Genomic DNA, 17,240 nt, shown 5'->3' with positions numbered 1-17,240 from the left:
ACCTGCCGGGGAGTGGTGGGATCGGCATCCGTGGCGCCACTGTGTCAGTCCTTCACCAGTGGTGCTGAAGTGCCTTGTTTTGTAAGGGAATTATGTGCAATCGTGGTTGTCTTCGGCGCCGCCGCGGATAGCATCTGGCGTGTCCACTTCACATCGACCCGACAAGAGTGGAGACACCACACATGAAGCGAACCCGACGCTCCGCTGCCGGCCTGCTCGGCGCCGCGCTCTTGGTGGCGGGCCTGACCTCGCTGGCGGCCCCCGCCCAGGCGGCGACCGCGAGCCCGGCCGCGCCGCGCGCGAGCGCGATCACCTCCGACGCGGCGGCCCGCGCCGAGGTGCTGACGGCCGTCCGGCAGCAGGCGGTCACGCACCCCAACGACACCGGCCGGCACATCTGTTACGCCGCTCACGTGCAGAACATCGGCTGGCAGGCAGCGGTCTGCGACGGGCAGATGGCGGGCACCACGGGCCAGTCCCTGCGGATGGAGGCGCTGACCATCGCCGTCTCCGGTGTCGGCGGCGTGTGTGCCCAGGCCCACGTGCAGAACATCGGCTGGCAGAACTGGGTCTGCGCGGGTGACGGTACGGCCGTCGGCGTCGGCACCACGGGCCAGTCCCTGCGGATGGAGGCGCTGGGCATCGGCGTCAGCAGCGGCAGTGTGTGTGCCCAGGCCCATGTGCAGAACATCGGCTGGCAGCCGACCGTCTGCGCGGCGGCCGGCCAGAACGCCTTCGTGGGCACCACCGGCCAGTCGTTGCGGATGGAGGCGGTCATCCTGACGGTCTGACGACCTGGCCTGGTGGGGCCATGACGGTCTGACAGCCTGGCCCGGTGGGGCCATGACGGTTGCCGGGCCACGGTGAGCGGTGGCCGGCAGGCCGATGACCGCACAACGGCCCGGCGGCCGGCGGTCCTGCCCGCGAGCGGTTCCCGGTGGGGGCTGTCGCGCGGGCAGGGCTGCGGCGCGGTGGTGGTGGGACCCGGCTGCTCACACGGCTCGGTGACGGTGGCGGTCGGGGTGGCACAGCGGTCGCGGAGTGGTTCAGCGGCCGTTGTCGTCCGACGGACCTGGCGGGAAGTCGTGTCCTGGCGGGTGCGAGGCGCGGCCGGCCGTCTCCGCCGCTACGTCCTACTCCTCCGGCTCCCAGGCGCGGAGCAGGTCGAGCAGCCCTGCGTCTCCGTCAACGTGCATGGAGCCGGCCGGGATACGGTTGTAGCAGAAGAGGACCAACTCACCGGCCGTGCCATGGATGGAGGCGCCGGCTGCGTCCAGGCCTTCGCCGGTCGTGGCACCGGGCGCGGGGATGCGAGTGGAGCGTGCGCCGTCGCCGTCGACCGTCAGGCGCCAGGAGCGGCCCTCGGTGGCGTGGAAGTCGAAGGCCGTGGGCTTGTGCGGCCAGGCACTCGGCGTTGCGCAGCAGGTGAACAGGAACTCCTCGACACCGTCGAGTGCCACCTCGGCCGGCAGCGGCTGCGGGGCGCCCACGGTGACCTGGGCGTCGTAGGTGTGCACCGCAGTCTCCTGGACCCGGTGCCGGGCGACCGCACCGGAGTTCCGCGGCGACTGCGACACGGGCCACCACGTCCAGCAACCGCTCCGCGGCCCTGCCTCGCGCAGGGCGCTCAGCAGCAGCTGCGTCGACGCGGCCAGCCAGGCCAGCAGGGCCTCACGCTCCCGCGGCACCTCCAGGGCGGCACGCGCGGCGGTGGCCTCGGCCGGGGGAGCGTCGCCAGGCCCGGCACTGACGACGGCGGCCCAGAAACGGTCTCCCCCTCCCAGGTGCTCCACCAGATCGAACAGCGTCCACTCGGGGCAGGCCGGCACCTGAACGTCGAGACTCGGTGCGGCGGCGACCGCGGCGCGGAAGGCGGTCGACCGTTCATCGATCAGTCGCAGCAGGTCAGGGAACTCAAGAGTCTTTTGCACGCCGGATGTCTATCACCGTGCTCCGGTCAGGGGACAGCGATTTTCGCAGGCGCTGCGTCTGGCCGTTGCGGGCGTGGTCCTTGCCTCCCGCCCCTCGGGCGACAAGCTGCGCGCTGCTGCGAGGACGCTGGTGGTGGCGGTGCGCCCAGTGCCGTCCTGCTGTGCTGATCGGGTACATCTGTCGTGGACCACATCACGTCACCGTCATCGTTGCGGACCGGCTCATCAGCCATGTCTTCTGTGTCATGTGTGACTTGGTCAGCGCGCGCGACTGATTGCCGGTGCTCGTCCCGCCTGCCTGCGCACCCAGGTATCCGGAGTGCCATGCCAAGCGCACTCTCGTGGACCTCGCCGGCGTCGCACTGGGCCGACTCGAATCGAAGCCCTTGTCCGCATGGGCATGCGGCATCACCAGGACCGGTGCGGCAATGACACGAGCGTCATTCGCGTACTGCCGGCGGATGCTGATCGACGCGGAGGGCCTGGAGTTCTATGCCGCGTCTGCTCTTCTTCCCACCCGGAAGCGCCCTTTCACCTGGGCGCTGTACGGCTTCGCACGCTGTACCGATGAGATCGCGGACAGGATTACCGGTTCTCGCGAGACCCGGGCCGGTGCGTTCGAGGACTGGCGCGACGTTGTGGAGGCCGGCCTGCGGAGTGGCTGCAGCGAGCACCTACGTCACCGACGACACCCAGATGACGCTCGCGCTCGGCGAGGCACTGCGATCGGTGCTCTCGACCGGCCCGCTCACCGCCCAGCGGTTGGAGCCGGCGGTGCGGGAGCACTTCCTGACCTGGTACCACTCGCCGGACAACAACCGGGCTCCCGGTGGGACCTGTCTGCGGGCCTGCGAGGCACTGGACCGGGGCGGGGCCTGGCAGCAGGCCAGCGAGCGGAGTGCCTGGCCGTTCTCGACCGGGTCGAGAACGTGCTGCCCGTCGCCGATCCGGACGCCGACCCCTGTCTGGCCACCGGCGCGGGATGGATCGCGGAAGAGGCGTTCGCCACCGCGTTGTTCTGCTTCCTCCAACACCCCGACGACCCGGTGACCGCGGTGCGCCGCGCCGCCTGCTCCTCCGGCGACTCGGACTCGATCGCCGCGCTGGCCGGGGCGTTCGCCGGGGCCTGCCACGGGATGGTGGCGTGGCCGTCGGACTGGGTGGAGGTCATCGAGTATCGCGAGCGTCTGCTGGCCCTCGGCGCGGCCTGGGACGCGTAGGAGGGGCGGGTGTTGGAGCTGTCGGCGCAGTGCGCAAGGCACCGTGCCGCTCCGGCCCAGATGGGACGACTTGCTCCCGATGTCATCACATTGGTGGAGGATCTGTACACTTGCGCGGTATTTGCCCCGTACAGTCGTTGCTGTCCATCACACCTGTGGCGGCGACGGCACGATGAAGTGAGGCCATCCCTTGGCAACCAAGCCCCAGATCCACGATGGTGTCGAGGCGACCATCACCCTGCTGAACCGCGAGGTGCCGCTCCTTGAGAAGGAGCGGCGTCGGCTGGAGGCGGAGTTGAACTCGGCCTCCGAGCGGCTGGACGCGGCGCGCACCGCCCTGGAGAGCCTGCGCTCGCTGGCCGACGCCGCCTTTGTCCAGCAGGCACCTGCCGCCAAGAAGTCCGCCGTTGTGGCGGACGCCGACAAGCAGCCCGCACCGAAGGCTGCGCGCACCCGCACCGGTGCGTCGAAGGCGGCCACCGCGCCGAAGCCGGCCGCTGCGCCGAAGGCCGAGGTCGTCAAGGCGGCCCGGGCGACGGAGAAGGCAGCGAAGAAGCCCCGTGCGCAGAAGCCCGCACCGGTGAAGGCCAAGGCGCCGGCTCGCGCCACCCGCAAGACCGCGGCCGCGGCCGCGCCTGCGCCCGTGGCGTCGGCGTCGCGTGTGCCCGGGGTGTCCGAGGCCATCGTGGCGCACCTGACCGCGGCCGCCGGCCCGGTCAAGGTCCGCGAGGTTGCCGGCGCGCTGGGTCGGGCCGACACCGCCGCGGGCATGAACACCGTCCGGACCTCGCTCGAGCGCCTCGTGAAGTCCTCCCGCGTCCAGCGCGTGGGCCGCGGCACCTACCAGGTTGCCGGTTGATCACCGGGTAGGCACCGGGGGAGTGAACGAGGGTGGGGGTGGCAGCCGTGGCTGCCACCCCCACCGGCCTTCCGGAACCCGATCAGATCGGCGATGGGCGGCCGGTGGTGCGGATCCAGCGGGCCAGCACCATCACCGTGGGCTCGTCGAGCTTGGCCAGGATGCGCAGCACGGCAGTGTCGCCGACCTGCAGGGGTACGTCGGCATCGGAGAGCGCGGTCGCGAGTTCGGCCCAGTTGGCGGCGCAGGCGTCGATCTGCAGGGTGTCGTCGGCACCGGCCAGTGCCCAGTGGGTGACCGGTGAACTCGCGGTGGCCGGCGGGGCCGCAGCCTTGACGGACCAGGCGATGCGGGGGTCGGTGGTGCGGGGGAGAGGTGGATGACTCACATGGTGCTCAACGCCGGATGCGCCGGGACGGCACGGCCGGGACCCGGGCAGCTGGGGCAGCCGGGTGGGGCGCGCGGGTGGCGTGAGGGCGCTCCGGTAGCCGCAACTCGTGGGTCACGCCAGGGGGAACCGCTGATGTCGCCCCGACGGGTGACATGGTCTTGACAGTGGTCGCAGGCCGCGGCCAAGCTCGCTTGTTGCCTGCATCTCACGCCAGTCCCGACCACTCCCGACGGGATCCACCATGAGCCCGGACCCACCATGAACCCAGGACCCACCAGGAGTCCGGACACCGAGCGCGGTCCCACGCGGCCGATGGGGCTGTTGCTTGCCTTGCTCGGCGCTCTTCCCTTCCTCGGGATCCTCGGCGGCATCTTCTTCGCCAACCGCATGACGCCCTACGTCCTCGGGATGCCGTTCATCCTCTTCTGGATCGTCCTGTGGGTGGTCCTCAGCTCCGTGACCATGGCGCTGGTCTACCGGCTGGACCCGGGCAACCGGCAGTCCGCCGACCCGGCCAACCCTGCCGACACCGACCCGGCCGACGCCGCCGACCTCGCGGAGGGTACGCCGTGACCGCGCTGATGGTGATCGCCGCCTTCCTGGTCCTGGCGGTCTTCCTGGGACTGCGCGCGCGGCGCGGCAAGGTGATGACGCTCGAACAGTGGTCGGTCGGTGGCCGGGAGTTCGGGAGCGTCTTCGTCTTCGTGCTGCTGGCCGGCGACATCTACACCACGTTCACCTTCCTGGGCGCCTCGGGCTGGGCGTACGGGCAGGGCGGTCCGGCCTTCTACATCCTCGCCTACGCCTCGCTGGCGTACGTGCTCTCCTACTGGCTGCTGCCGGCGATCTGGCGCTACGCCAAGGAACACCGGCTCATCTCGCAGGCCGACTTCTACGCCAGGAAGTTCGACAGCCCCGCGCTCGGCGCCCTGGTCGCGCTGGTCGGCGTGGTGGCGATGGTCCCGTACCTGGTGCTGCAGCTCACCGGGATGAGCATCATCGTCTCCAGCGCCTCCTACGGCCACCTGTCCCCGCACACCGCGCTGGTCATCGGCACCGTCGCGCTCACCGGGTACGTCACCGTCTCCGGCATCCACGGCTCCGCGTGGACCTCGGTGGTGAAGGACACGATGATCCTGGGCATTGTCGTCTTCCTCGGCATCTACCTGCCCGTGCACTACTCCGGTGGCATCGGCGCGATGTTCCACCAGATCGACACCGCGAAGCCCGGCTTCCTGACGCTGCCCCACCGCGGGCAGAGCCCGGCCTGGTTCGCCTCGACCGTCCTGCTCTCCGCGCTCGGCTTCTACCTGTGGCCGCACACCTTCAGCGCTTCCTACAGCGCCAGGAACCCGAAGGTGTTCCGCCGCAACGCCATCGTCCTGCCGCTCTACCAGCTGATCCTGCTCTTCGTCTTCTTCGCCGGATTCGCCGCCATCATCGCCGTCCCGGGCCTGAAGGGCTCCGACGCGGACCTCTCGCTGCTGCGGATCACGGTCAAGACCTTCGACCCCTGGTTCGTGGGTGTGGTCGGCGCCGCCGGACTGCTCACCGCGCTGGTCCCCGGCTCGTTGCTGCTGATGGCCTCGGGCACCAGCCTGGCCGACAGCGTCTTCCGCCTGGCCCGGCCGCAGACCAGCGACGAGACGGTCGGCCGACTCGCCAAGGCGCTGGTCCTGGTGGTCGCGGCGGTGGCCCTGCTCTTCGCCTTCAACGGCGGCAGCACCCTGGTGAACCTGCTGCTGATGGGCTACGCCCTGGTCACCCAGCTGTTCCCGGCCCTGCTGTTCAGCCTGCCCACCCGGCGGCTGATCACCAAGCAGGGCGCGGCCGCCGGCATCCTCGCGGGCGTCGCCACGGTGGCCGCGGTCACGCTCACCAGCTCCACCGTCGGCAAGCTGCTGCCCGGCCTGCCGCAGCCGGTGAAGGACCTCAACGTCGGCGTCATCGCGTTGGCGGTCAACCTGGTCGTGCTGTTCGCCGTCTCCGCGCTCACCCGCGCCGTCACCGCCCGGCGCGGCGCGGCGGCGGGACCGGTCACCGTGCCGGTGGCGGACGGCGGCGAGTAGCGCCGTCATCGTCATCGTCAACGTCGGCGGCCGGCCGCCGGTGGCCGCTGCGAGCCGCGCCCGGCGCTACAGGCGAACGGTCATCGCGACGGTCACCTCGGCCCCTGGCGCGAGGCCCTGTGGCTTGCGCACGGCACTCTTGAGCGGGAGCAGATAGCCGCCGTCCTTCGGGAAGAGCGAGGTCGCGAAGGCGATCCCACCGATCCGGGCCTCGACGGGAACAACACCCCAACCGTAGGTGGCCATCGAGGCCACCTCACGGATGGCGGCGGACTGCTCCTGCGGCACAGGTACGAAGTAGAACGGGGAGGGCCCACGCCATTCGATCACGTGAGCGGCGAAGACGAGGTCCAAGGAGCCGGTCCGTTCCTCAGAAGGGCCAAAATCGCGCCCAGCGTACCTGAGGTGACGGCTGTCGTCAGGCGCGGCAGCGCAGCATCTCCAGCGGGGGGTTGGCGTCCGCCCAGAAGTCCGCACCGAGCGCCTGCCCGCCCGCCTCGGACACCTCCAGCGGGACCCAGGTCACCTCGCTGAATCCGGCCGCCCGCAGACAGGATTCGTAGACCTCGCGGCGCGGGCAGGTGGAGACGAACTCGATCGGCGGGTCGAGCAGTGCCGTGATCCGGACGTGTGGTCCGGTCTCGGCCTCCTCGCCGGTCAGCTCGGCGCGAAAGCCGTACTTGTCCAGGGGCGGCCCGTCGAAGCGGTAGTCGGGTGTCTGGTTGAGCAGGAAGAACTCGGCGCCGGGCGCCAGGTTCCGGTGCACGTTGCGGCACATCCGCTCCATGGCGGCGACGTCCTGCGCGTAGTTGAGCAGCTGGACCGCCGTGGCGACGTCGAAGCGCCGCCCGAGGGGCGGAAGTTCGGACACGTCGCCCACCTCGTAGCGCACACCCAGCGGATCCTGCTCCTCCAACGCCTGTGCCGCGGCGACCATGGCACCGGAGATGTCGATTCCGAGCACCTCCGTGGCGCCGCGCCGCCTGAACTCCCTGCTGTAGAAGCCGGCGCCGGAGGCCAGGTCGAGGACCGACTTGCCGCGCACGTCCCCGAAGAGCCGTGGAGGCCGTGGCCACCCCGCGCACACAGGCGTCACCCGCCGAATGAGGCCGACCGGCGCCGGCCTGCTCAGCTGTCGCCGTGGAGGTGGTACTCGATCCAGCCGCTGATGTCGGGGTCGGTGAGATTGGTCGCGAGCGTGTCACTGTCGCCGCAGTCCGGCACGCTGCCGCGGCTGATGCTGCCGATGAGTACCCATCTCTCCTGCTGGAAGAGCCACACCGGTCCGCCCGAATCCCCGAAGCAGGGTGTCGCCCTGGGCTTGCTGGCGATGCAGAGATCCACGGAGGACTGGTAGTCACCCTCGGCGGGACGACAGTTCGCCGGCGTCTCGACGCCCGTTTTCAGGTACTTGAGATAGATCGGATCAGCCGTGCACTCGGGCTCGTCGCCGTTGCAGACACGCCCCCAGCCGGTGACGATGACGGGGTAGGAGTGGGGGAACGCCGTAGGCAGCGAGCCGAACTTGGCCGGCTCGACGTCGACGGCGTGGTCGAGCTCGATCAGCCCGACGTCGAAGGGACCGGGGCCCTCGTAGTCGGGATGCCGGTACATGGCCACTGCGTGCGCGACCTCACCACTGGTGCGGTCGGTCGATCCGACGTGAACGGTCGCATGGCCGTCATCGGTCGGGAAGACGCAGTGAGCGGCCGTCACGACCCAGCGCGGGGCGATCAGGGTCCCCGTGCAGAACTCCGTCGACGGTCCGACACCGGCGCTGATCGCGGCCGTACCGGGGAAGTCCCCCTCCTCGACCTCGCTGCCGCCGATGATCCTGGCCTGCTGGGCTCCGGCCCCGGGTCGGCGGTCCAGCGCGGCGGCGGGGCTCATGCCGGTCACGACGGCGACGAGGGCGGCGGCTGCCGACGCGGCGACCAACTTCTTGATCTTCATCAAACCTCCACGAGTAGTCCTCCTGGTGGCATCTGTATCATCACGGCAGCTTCAAAAATGGGTGCGACGCGAACGGGTTCGGCCGCCGCCGGTCCCGTCCCACCGCACGCAGTTGGGCCCGGCGTCCTCTCCCAGGACAGCGGGCCCAACTCCGCCTCCCCGGTGCCGTCGGCTGTCCGGGCGCGGATCCGCCTCCTGGCGAGGTCCGCAGTCAGCACCAGGAGGTGTCCGACCGCACGCAGCCCGGCTCGGAGTGTCCCGGGGCTGCCGGGGCCCCACTGCCGCGGCCAGGAGCCTGGCCAACTCGTCGGGTCGCGGGCTCGCGGGCGATGCTCACTTGTCCTCCGTTGCGAAGTGTTCGGGGACAGCGCCACTGGAGGACGGCGGCCGACCGGCCCGGCGCGCTCCCCTGTGGCGTACCGGACCGGTCGGCCCGTGCCGACCCTCCGCGCTCGGCCGGGTGATCCGGTGAGAAAAGGGAGGGCGGCCTGCCGCCGCGGTGCTGCTCGATGAGCATGTCAGGACGCCGACCGGCCGTGTTGGCACTGCGTCGACAGCTCCTTGGCACCGCGTCGACAGTTCGTTGGTTCCGGGTCTACCCGCCCGCCTGCTCGGATAGCGCCTGGTGCCGGTGCTCGCTGGGCGAGAGGCCGTAGGCGGCCCGGAAGGCCCGGCTGAAGTCGGAGGCGCGGGGGATTCCCCAGCGGGCGCCGACGGCGTGGATCGACATGCCGCACAGTGCGGGGTTCGTCAGGTCGTGGCGCGCCTTCTCCAGCCGCTCGCGGCGCATCCAGGCAGCGACCGTCTCGCCGCGCGACTGCTGGGTGAAGACGCGGTGCAGATAGCTGACGGAGATGTGGTGCGCGGCGGCGATCGTGGGCAGCGACAGCTCGGGATCGTGCAGGTTGCGTCGGATGAACGCCCGGATGCTCTGCATCATGGCCCGCCGCCGGGCATCGTCGGGCATGGCGGCCTCGGCGTCCAGCTCCCGGGTCAGCCAGGCGGCCACCAGGTCGACCACGACCGATCCCAGACGGGGTGCCTCGGCGGACCCCAGGGTGGCGGCCTGCCGGTCCAGGCCGACGAGGAAGTCCGAGAGCAGCGCACACGTGCCCTCCCGCCCCGAGAACCCCCGGCCCAGCAGGTCGCGCAACCGGTGCGGCGGCAGCGGCAGCAGCGACGCGGGGAAGTCGATGCCCACCGCCTCGACCCGGAGGTCTTCCCGGCCGGCGGTGCGGGCGCCGAAGGACCGCAGGTCGAAGGGCTGCGAGCTGTGGACCATGTGCAGGTCGCCCGGCCCGAACGTCGCTGTCCGATCGGCGCCGTGCATCAGCGTCAGGCCTCCGTCGAGCAGCAGCGTCAGGTGGTACACCTCCGGATCCGACTGCCGCACCATGCGCTCGGTCCGCCAGAACCGCGCCGGCGGGAACGACGTCCTGAGCAGGGTCACGGGCCCCAGTTCGAGCCGCCGCATCTCCGCCTTGAAGTCGTCGGCGTGCGCACTGGTCACCTCGCTGGCCCGGGTCCGCCCGATCAGCTCCCGCCAGCAGTCGAATCGCTCCTTCTCGGACACGCCCTCACCCCGGAACACGCTCCCCGTCGTCGCGGGCACTCTTCGCTCCCTCTGCAGTTCGGCCTCCTGCCGGTCGGCACGGCCTTCCCACCCGACATCATCCCGTCCGGTGACCAGGCATCCGATCGGGAGGGTGCCGTTCTGCCGGGTGGGCCGCCGTCGAGGCGGTGGTGCCACGGGGAGCTGGTGCAGGGCGCCGGCGGAGCGCGGGAGGGTCAGCGTTCCATCATGCGCATACCGGCTTCGTTGTGCGTGTCCCCTGCCGCCGGCGGGAGGTTGGTGAGCTGGGTGAGCTGCTCGTCCGTGAGGCGGACGGCGTCGGCGGCGGTGTTCTCCTCGACCCGGGCCACGCGCCGGGTGCCGGGGATGGGCGCGATGTCCTCGCCCTGGGCCAGCAGCCAGGCGAGTGCGACCTGGGCCGGGGTGGCGCCGATCCGGGCGGCGACGGCCGCGACCTGGTCGGCCAGGCGGAGGTTGTGCTGGAAGTTCTCCTCGGTGAACCGGGGGTTGTCGGCACGGAAGTCGGTGGGGTCGAACTGGTCGGTGGACCGGATCGCGCCGGTCAGGAAACCGCGGCCCAGGGGCGAGAAGGGCACGAAGCCGATGTTCAGCTCGCGCAGCACCGGCAGCACGCGGGCCTCGGGGTCGCGGGTGAACAGCGAGTACTCGGACTGCACGGCGGTGACCGGGTGGACGGCGTGGGCACGGCGGATGGTGTCGGGTCCGGCCTCGGAGAGCCCGATGTGCCCGATCTTGCCCTCGGCGACCAGCTCGGACAGCGCCCCGACCGTCTCCTCGATCGGGGTGCCGGGGTCGACGCGGTGCTGGTAGTACAGGTCGATGTGGTCGGTGCCCAGTCGCTTGAGGGAACCCTCGACGGCGGCGCGGATGTTGGCGGGGCTGCTGTCGGGGGCTCCCTGGCGGCCGGTGTGGGAGACCAGGCCGAACTTCGTGGCGAGCACGACCTGGTCCCGGCGGCCCTGCAGGGCGCGGCCGACGAGCTCCTCGTTGACGAAGGGGCCGTAGACCTCGGCGGTGTCGATGAAGGTGACGCCCAGTTCCAGGGCGCGGTGGATGGTGCGGACGGACTCCGCGTCGTCGGTTCCGGCGCCGGTGTAGCCGTGGGACATGCCCATGGCGCCCAGGCCGATCCGGGAAACGTCCAGGTCACGCAGCTTGATGTGCTTCACGGTTGTTCCGTTCGCTCGGGGTTGGCTGAGCGGGGGCGGTGAACGCTTCCCCCGTGGTGGCCCGCGAGGCCGACGGCGGGCCCGGTTCCGGACACTACCGGGCGATCGCCGCGTGGTCCTCCGGGCCCGCCGAAGGGGCCGAACTCGACTTGGTGCTCGCCGGTTTGCTCGTGGAACTGTGACCGCTCCCGGCTTGGGCCACCCGCCCTGCCCGGCCCTACCGCTCCGGGTCCCAGTCCACGAGCTGGTCGAAGAGAAGTCGATTGCCGTCGAGCTTCAGGGAGTCCAACGGAATGCGGCCGTAGAAGGCGAGGACCAGCTCACTGGCCGTGCCTCGGGCGGAGGCGTCGGCCGCGTCCGAGCCCTCGGCGGTGGCGGGTGCGGGCAGGCGGGCGGCCCGTGCGCCGTCGTCGGAGAGCCAGTTGCGCCAGGAGCGGCCCTCGGTGACGTGGTAGTCGACGGCAGCGGGCTCGTGCGGCCAGGCCAGCAGGGCCTCGCGCTCCTGAGGCGCGGCAGTGTCGCCCTGCGGTGCGGACTTGGCCGTGGCGTCAGGCCCGGCGGCGATGGTGGCGGCCCAGGCGCGGCGCCCCTCGCCCAGGTGCTGCACCAGATAGCAATTTCATGACGATGCGACAAGCGCGAAGATGCTCGGCCACGGCTCCGACGCCGTCACCCGCTGCCCCCCTCACTGAGGAGTAGGCGCCGACCGGTCCGGTCCGCCGACGGTAGGCCCTACTCACCACCGGACTTGACGGTTGGTCAGCACTGCTCCCAGGCGTCGAAGATCCGGCAGACGCCCTCGGTCGCCGATCTCGATCGAACGGGCAGGACGCCGCTGGACGCCCAGGGTGCGCGGCTGGGGCGGGCCGGGGAGCACTCCGGTCTTGTAGACGGAGCCTTCGTGCAGCGCAGGATGCGATCGAAGCGGCAACGTCCCGAGCCGCTCGGCACCCGATGGGCGCCTGAGGCGTTCACGGTCTCCGAACTGACTACATGGCAGCCCAGTTGCCCAGGTCGTTCCCGCCGGCGTCCGCCGCCCGCTGCAGCGCATCCGGCGAACCCAGCAGGTCCTGCGGCAGATAGCCGGACCGGATGTCCAACTCCCATCCGTGCACCTGGACCGCAAGGGCGGCCAGGGCCAGGGCGCCGAGTGGCAGCAGGGTCCTGGGGGCGGGATCGGAGTCCAGGTTCTCCCGGTGCTCGATGAGCCGGGCCACGAGAGCCCGCTCGAAGGCGGGCTGGTCGTCGTCGAGGAGTACGCGAAGGAGGAGCTGGTCAGGTGTCAACGGACCGGCCGCGTCCAGGTGCCGGGCGGCCTCGGCCCGCTCGTCGGCGTCCGGCTTGCAGAGGGTGACGGTGGGCCAGCCGCGGGGCAGGTGCCCGCGCTCCTGCGCCAGGTAGCCGCAGAGCGCGTCCATCGCGGCAAGGTCCGCTGGATCGGATGTCGAGCTCAGCTTCGAGTACGGCACCCCGTCACGAATCGCGGGTGCGTAGTCGTAACGCAGCAGTAGCCCGATCACCCGCCGCCACTCCCAGACCGAGCCGCTGATCACGCACACCTCGAACGTGTCGACCCACGTCCTGGCCGTGGGGGCGTGCTCGATGACGGCGCCGAACGCGATGTCCTCGCTGCTGAGGCTCTCGCCGATGAGCGGGAAGACGATCTCCTGATCGCCGTTGGGAAAGCAGCCGACGCTCAGCACTCCCAGGGAGCACTCCGCCGCGGTCCGCAGGGCGGAGCGTGATGACTCGTCGAGCGTGGGGTCCGCCAGGGTGCGGGCGGCGACGTGGTCGAGGAGCTCGTCACGCAACTCCTGCAGCCTCTCCGGGGCCGGGTCGACGTAGCGCATCCAGTGCCACCGCTCCACGGTCCGTCCGCTGATGCCGTCGAGTGCCTGGGCCGTGTGCCGCCCATCCACCTCATGGCGTTCCACTTCCTGCACGGCTGTCGCCCTCTCATGATCGTCCCCACCGGACGCGGCACGCTATCAGAGGGCGCGGACATCACCCGGGGCCGGCCGCAGGATCCGGCAGCAGGAGAGACGGTGAGCGGGCAGGAGATGGGGATCTGTCAACTTGACGCGGCCGTAAACGACCGGGCTCGGAGGTAGGGCGGCTGGCTGCCGCGTGGCCTCCTCAAGCGCTGAGCAGCACCTCGAAGGTCGAGGCCTACTGCTGAGGCAGTCGGTTGGAGTGCCGCTGCGGGTCCGGCGTAGGAATCCAGTACCCGGCAGCAGGCCGTCCGGGTAAGAATGCGCGCATGAACAACGCGGTGGGGCTTGCGGGGCGCTTGATGACTGCGGCGCGAGTGGCGCAGGTCTCGGAGGCGGACGACGACGGGCACGCTTACTGGAACCTGGTCTGGGCGGCGGCGAAGGGGGGGAGCGGGGAGACCGCGTTGCGCTGGGGGTTGAGGTTGCTGGCGTCGGCCGAGGTCCTGGAGCGGAAGGTGGGCGGCGATCTGGTGCGCAGCGTGGCCAGCGGGCACGAGTCCCTACGTGGCGAGGTGGCAACCGTCCTGGTGGCGCTGGCCGAGGTGGAGACAGAGGTCTGCGTGCTGCGTTCCCTCGTTGTCGGCCTGGGCGCGGCGCAGGACCCGCGCGGCGTTCCCGTGCTGGTGAGGCTTTCCGGACACGAGGACGCCGAGATGCGGTGGACGGTCGCCTTGGCGTTCGGCACCGTCGTCAGCGGACTGCCCGACGGGCCCGACGTCCGTGCGCTGATCCGGCTCACCCAGGACCAGGACCCCGAGGTCCGCAACTGGGCGGCCTTCGCGTTGGGATTCCAACTGGAGCAGGACACGACCGCCATCAGGGACGCGCTGTGGAAGTGCACCACCGATGAGGACAGCACGGTCCGGGAAGAGGGCGCGCGAGGGCTGGCCAGACGGCACGACCCACGGGCCGTCCCACTGATCGCGCACCTGCTGGACTCCGATGACGGGTCCCAGATCTTCACCCTGGACGCGGCGGAGATCCTGGGCGTTCCCGAACTCCTGCCGGCCCTGGCCGCCTATGAGTTCCAGGGATCCGACACCGACCGGGCCATCGCGGCCTGCGACCCGGTGCGGCGGGCCCGGATGGAGGACGACGCCTGGACGGTCGTCGTGGAGCTGGAGCGGCTGCGCCCCGACATCGGCGCGGCGCTCAGCTCACCGCGCTACGAGTCGGTGTACCGGATGCAGGTGACCCACCGGGAGACGGTCGACGCAAGCTACGACGCGGCCGCACTGCTCACCCGCGCCGACGGGGACCCGGTGCGGGCGGCCGAGCTGGTGGTGGCCGACCTCACTGGTTCTGCTGGGAGCGGACCGCGGGCTGACGGTTTCTCGGAGTCCTCAGGCTGAGCGTCGGGCCGGGTGCCCGCGGTGGGGGCGTAGTCGTCGATGGTGGTGGCGGACTGGCGCATGGCGCGTTCGTCGTGCCCGCGGATCACGTCGGCGACCGTGCGGGGGTCTCGGGCGGTGACCACGGCCCGCCATCCGCGTTCCAGCACGGCGGCCGCCAGGGCCCGCAGGACGTGTCCTGAAAACCTCGCTCAGCCGACCCGGGACCCGCGCGCCTGCCCATGGTGCATCGTACGCAGTCGAGCCCTTCCGGTCGGAGGGGTTCGACGTCGGCCGCCTCATCAGGCGTCACCGAACTGCCTTCATCAGGTAAAGAAGCTGTTTTGAGCAGGTCATGCATCGGTGATGCTCGTCACAGGTCAGGGCCCGGCGGGTGATGCCCGCGGTCGTGGATTGTCCTGAATCATCCGCATTGCGGGGATGGTTTTCCGGGTGCCGATGTCCTTCACGCATACGCGGGCTGACCATTCGTCGGTGACCCGGTGCCGGGGTGAGCCTCCTTCTGTTGACGTGTACGAATTTCAGCCACTACCGTCCGCGAGGTTTCTTATCGTGCAGGTCCCGGGGGCGGTGACGTTTCCCGGGCATGTCATCTGTGGAGTTCGTCGTGCGTGTGGGTCGAAATGTGGTCTGGCCGTTGGTCACGGCCTTGGCGATACCGGTGATGGCCAGCTGGCCGGCCACGGCGACGGCTGCGGAGCCGGTGGCGCCGCCGGCGGCGGTGGAGGACTTCTCCTACCCCGACGCCGCGAAGGTCCTGGCGGACCGGCACATCACCCTCAAGTCGGGGGACGGGCACATCGTGCTCGCGGACTGTGCCTCGGGCCCGGGGCTGGTGGAGCTGTTCAGCCGGGCCGCGAACCCCAGCCAGGTGTGCTTCCGGATCACCGGGCCCACCGGCTACCTGGCGCTGGAGATCCCGCAGATCTACAACATCAAGGGCGACGACCACACGATCAAGGCCACGCTGAACAGCGCCGGCACGGTCAGCAGCTTCGACGTCGCCAAGAACGGCTGGACGCCGATCGGGGAGGGGACCACCGGCAGCGCCACCGCCCTGGTCGAACTCAACGCCACCGACGGCCCGGCCGCGCCGGCTCCCGGCGGCGACTACCCGGCGGTCGGCACCGTCACGGTCGGCCAGCCGGGGCGCGGTGCGGACGCGCGGTCCTGCACCGCCACCCTGGTCGACCGCTCATGGGTCCTCACCTCGGGCGGCTGCTTCGGTGACGCTCCCTCCGGCGCGCCCAAGGCCGCGAGCACGGCCACCGTCGGCGGCCACAGTGTCGCCATCGCCGAGCTCGTGGCACGCGGTGACCGCGACCTGGTGATGGCCCGCCTCGCGACCCCGATCGACGGTGTCACCCCGGTGGTCCTGGCCACCGGCGCCCCGACGGCCGGGGAGAGCCTGCGCGTGCCCGGCTACGGGCGCACCGCCACCGAGTGGGCGCCCTTCAAGGTGCACACCACCACCCACACCGTCGGTGCCGTCGGTGCCACCGGTATCGACACCGCTCCCGCCGCCGGGGCGGCCGCGATCTGCGCCGGTGATGCCGGGGCCCCGCTGCTGCGGGAGAAGAACGGCACCGTCGAAATCGCCGCCGTCGCCTCCCGTTCCTGGCAGGGCGGGTGCCTCGGCGTCCCCGCCGCCGAGACCCGCACCGGTGCCTCTGCCACCCGCGTCGACGACGTGACCACCTGGGTGCAGCAGGTGCGGGCGACCGCGATCGGCTGGAAGACCCAGGCGCTGGTCAAGGGCGACGCCGGTCTGTACCAGGCGTCCCGCCTCTACGACGGGACCTGGACGCCGTTCGAGGACGTCCAGGCCAAGGCCGGGAACATCGGGGGCGTCAAGCTCCTCACCGCCGCCGGCATCAACGGTGACACCCACGTGGTCGTACTCGGCGGCGACGGCCACCTGCACCACGCCATCCGCTCGCTGAGCGGCGCCTGGAGCAGCTTCGGCGACCTCAACACCTATGTCGGTGACCTTCGCAACATCACCCAGGTCTCCGCCGCCTCCACCGGTGGCGAGCTCCAGGTCGTGGTCGTCGCCGACGGCAAGCTCTACCACACCATCCGCCACGCGGACGGCACTTGGAGCGGCTTCGGCAACGTCTTCGACGCCACCGGTGGCCCGCTGAGCGGCATCACCTCCGTCGCCACCGCCGGCGCGAACGGCGCCCTCCACGTCGCCGTGGTCTCGGGCGGGAACGTCTTCCACACCCGGCGCATGGCCGACGGGACGTGGAGCAAGTGGGGATCGGTTGCCGCCGCCGCAGGCAGCACCGGGCCCGTGACCTCGGTCGCGATGGCCCCCCAGGGCGACACCGTCAACCTGGCCGTCGTCACCGACAACGGCGCCAACCAGTACCACACCATCTGGTTCCCCAACCTCAGCTGGCAGCCGTTCCGCCCGCTGAACGGCCTGCTCGGCCAGGTCACCGCCACCGGTATCAGTGCCGCCGCCGTCGACGGGACCGTGCAGTTCGCCGTCACCACCAGTGACAACCGCGTCATCACCGCCGGACGCCTCGCCGACGGCAACTGGAGCGCGCCCACCTCCCTCAACCTGCAGGGCATCAGCGGCAGCCACACCGGCAGCGTCATCGCCGGCACCCTCTGACCGCAGCAGCACCGGACAACTCGCGGTGGGGCCGAGGCCGGATCGCCACGGCCCCACCGCACACCGTCCCGTCCCGAGACCG

Annotated in this window: 16 protein-coding genes and 2 pseudogenes; 9 read left to right on the top strand and 9 right to left on the bottom strand. The window is 71.0% G+C overall.

Translation table 11 applies throughout. The features are described 5' to 3' along the window. Positions 1-182 precede the first annotated feature (182 nt). Positions 183-791: a hypothetical protein gene (locus ACFZB9_RS07960; RefSeq protein ID WP_391444704.1), complete on the top strand. Its 609-nt coding sequence runs from the start codon at positions 183-185 to the stop codon at positions 789-791. 342 nt (positions 792-1,133) lie between these two features. On the opposite strand, the gene ACFZB9_RS07955 is transcribed toward ACFZB9_RS07960, so the two are convergent. Then, positions 1,134-1,931 (bottom strand): maleylpyruvate isomerase family mycothiol-dependent enzyme, encoded by a 798-nt coding sequence (locus ACFZB9_RS07955; RefSeq protein WP_391444702.1) that lies wholly within the window; start codon positions 1,929-1,931, stop codon positions 1,134-1,136. A gap of 428 nt (positions 1,932-2,359) precedes the next feature. Here ACFZB9_RS07955 and ACFZB9_RS07950 point away from each other — a divergent pair. The 3 genes and pseudogenes from ACFZB9_RS07950 to ACFZB9_RS07940 all read left to right on the top strand — a co-directional run. After that, positions 2,360-2,566, top strand: a pseudogene (locus ACFZB9_RS07950) (squalene/phytoene synthase family protein); the annotation flags it as partial. Continuing rightward, positions 2,499-3,151: pseudogene (locus ACFZB9_RS07945) on the top strand (ADP-ribosylglycohydrolase family protein). The pseudogenes ACFZB9_RS07950 and ACFZB9_RS07945, both read left to right, overlap by 68 nt. A gap of 190 nt (positions 3,152-3,341) precedes the next feature. After that, on the top strand, positions 3,342-4,010 hold the full coding sequence (locus ACFZB9_RS07940; RefSeq protein WP_391444701.1) for a hypothetical protein: 669 nt from the start codon (positions 3,342-3,344) through the stop codon (positions 4,008-4,010). Positions 4,011-4,092: 82 nt separating this feature from the next. Here the strand turns inward: ACFZB9_RS07940 and ACFZB9_RS07935 are convergent, their stop codons facing one another. Beyond that, positions 4,093-4,398 carry a hypothetical protein gene (locus ACFZB9_RS07935; protein ID WP_391444699.1) on the bottom strand — a complete coding sequence of 102 codons (306 nt, stop codon included), beginning with the start codon at positions 4,396-4,398 and terminating at the stop codon, positions 4,093-4,095. A gap of 315 nt (positions 4,399-4,713) precedes the next feature. Here ACFZB9_RS07935 and ACFZB9_RS07930 point away from each other — a divergent pair, with 315 nt between their 5' ends. Further along, positions 4,714-4,974 (top strand): DUF3311 domain-containing protein, encoded by a 261-nt coding sequence (locus ACFZB9_RS07930; protein WP_391444697.1) that lies wholly within the window; start codon positions 4,714-4,716, stop codon positions 4,972-4,974. Next, positions 4,971-6,470 (top strand): sodium:solute symporter, encoded by a 1,500-nt coding sequence (locus ACFZB9_RS07925; RefSeq protein WP_391444695.1) that lies wholly within the window; start codon positions 4,971-4,973, stop codon positions 6,468-6,470. Before ACFZB9_RS07930 ends, ACFZB9_RS07925 begins: the two co-directional genes overlap by 4 nt. A 66-nt stretch (positions 6,471-6,536) precedes the next feature. Here ACFZB9_RS07925 and ACFZB9_RS07920 read toward each other — a convergent pair whose 3' ends face one another. The 5 genes from ACFZB9_RS07920 to ACFZB9_RS07900 form a co-directional block, all read right to left on the bottom strand. Further along, entirely contained in the window at positions 6,537-6,824 is a 288-nt protein-coding gene (locus ACFZB9_RS07920) for a DUF1905 domain-containing protein (RefSeq protein ID WP_391444693.1), read from the bottom strand. A 64-nt stretch (positions 6,825-6,888) separates the two neighbouring features. Beyond that, positions 6,889-7,557: a class I SAM-dependent methyltransferase gene (locus ACFZB9_RS07915; RefSeq protein WP_391445179.1), complete on the bottom strand. Its 669-nt coding sequence runs from the start codon at positions 7,555-7,557 to the stop codon at positions 6,889-6,891. A 41-nt stretch (positions 7,558-7,598) separates the two neighbouring features. After that, a complete protein-coding gene (locus ACFZB9_RS07910; protein WP_391444691.1) occupies positions 7,599-8,423 on the bottom strand; it encodes a S1 family peptidase in 825 nt (274 codons plus the stop codon). 595 nt (positions 8,424-9,018) lie between these two features. Further along, complete coding sequence (locus ACFZB9_RS07905) at positions 9,019-9,996, bottom strand: AraC family transcriptional regulator (protein WP_391444689.1); 978 nt, start codon at positions 9,994-9,996, stop codon at positions 9,019-9,021. A 215-nt stretch (positions 9,997-10,211) separates the two neighbouring features. Beyond that, on the bottom strand, positions 10,212-11,186 hold the full coding sequence (locus ACFZB9_RS07900) for an aldo/keto reductase (protein WP_391444688.1): 975 nt from the start codon (positions 11,184-11,186) through the stop codon (positions 10,212-10,214). Positions 11,187-11,224: 38 nt separating this feature from the next. Between ACFZB9_RS07900 and ACFZB9_RS07895 the strand changes: the two genes are divergently transcribed. After that, the gene (locus tag ACFZB9_RS07895; protein WP_391444686.1) at positions 11,225-11,368 is read left to right on the top strand and encodes a hypothetical protein; all 144 of its coding nucleotides are present in this window, start codon (positions 11,225-11,227) and stop codon (positions 11,366-11,368) included. A gap of 35 nt (positions 11,369-11,403) precedes the next feature. Here the strand turns inward: ACFZB9_RS07895 and ACFZB9_RS07890 are convergent, their stop codons facing one another. Together ACFZB9_RS07890 and ACFZB9_RS07885 are read right to left on the bottom strand one after the other, a co-directional pair. Next, complete coding sequence (locus tag ACFZB9_RS07890; RefSeq protein ID WP_391444684.1) at positions 11,404-11,793, bottom strand: hypothetical protein; 390 nt, start codon at positions 11,791-11,793, stop codon at positions 11,404-11,406. Between the two features lie 382 nt (positions 11,794-12,175). Continuing rightward, a complete protein-coding gene (locus ACFZB9_RS07885) occupies positions 12,176-13,129 on the bottom strand; it encodes an Imm49 family immunity protein (protein ID WP_391444683.1) in 954 nt (317 codons plus the stop codon). Positions 13,130-13,479: 350 nt separating this feature from the next. On the opposite strand from ACFZB9_RS07885, the gene ACFZB9_RS07880 reads away from it, so the two are divergent. Beyond that, a complete protein-coding gene (locus ACFZB9_RS07880) occupies positions 13,480-14,532 on the top strand; it encodes a HEAT repeat domain-containing protein (RefSeq protein ID WP_391444682.1) in 1,053 nt (350 codons plus the stop codon). Between the two features lie 607 nt (positions 14,533-15,139). After that, on the top strand, positions 15,140-17,158 hold the full coding sequence (locus tag ACFZB9_RS07875; RefSeq protein ID WP_391444680.1) for a trypsin-like serine protease: 2,019 nt from the start codon (positions 15,140-15,142) through the stop codon (positions 17,156-17,158). The last annotated feature ends 82 nt before the right edge of the window (positions 17,159-17,240 follow it).

It is taken from the genome of Kitasatospora sp. NPDC008050 (genome assembly GCF_042957465.1).
Taxonomy (GTDB): Bacteria; Actinomycetota; Actinomycetes; order Streptomycetales; family Streptomycetaceae; genus Kitasatospora.
The sequence above is the reverse complement of the archived record's forward strand: the minus strand, read 5'-3'. Positions and strand labels throughout refer to the sequence as shown.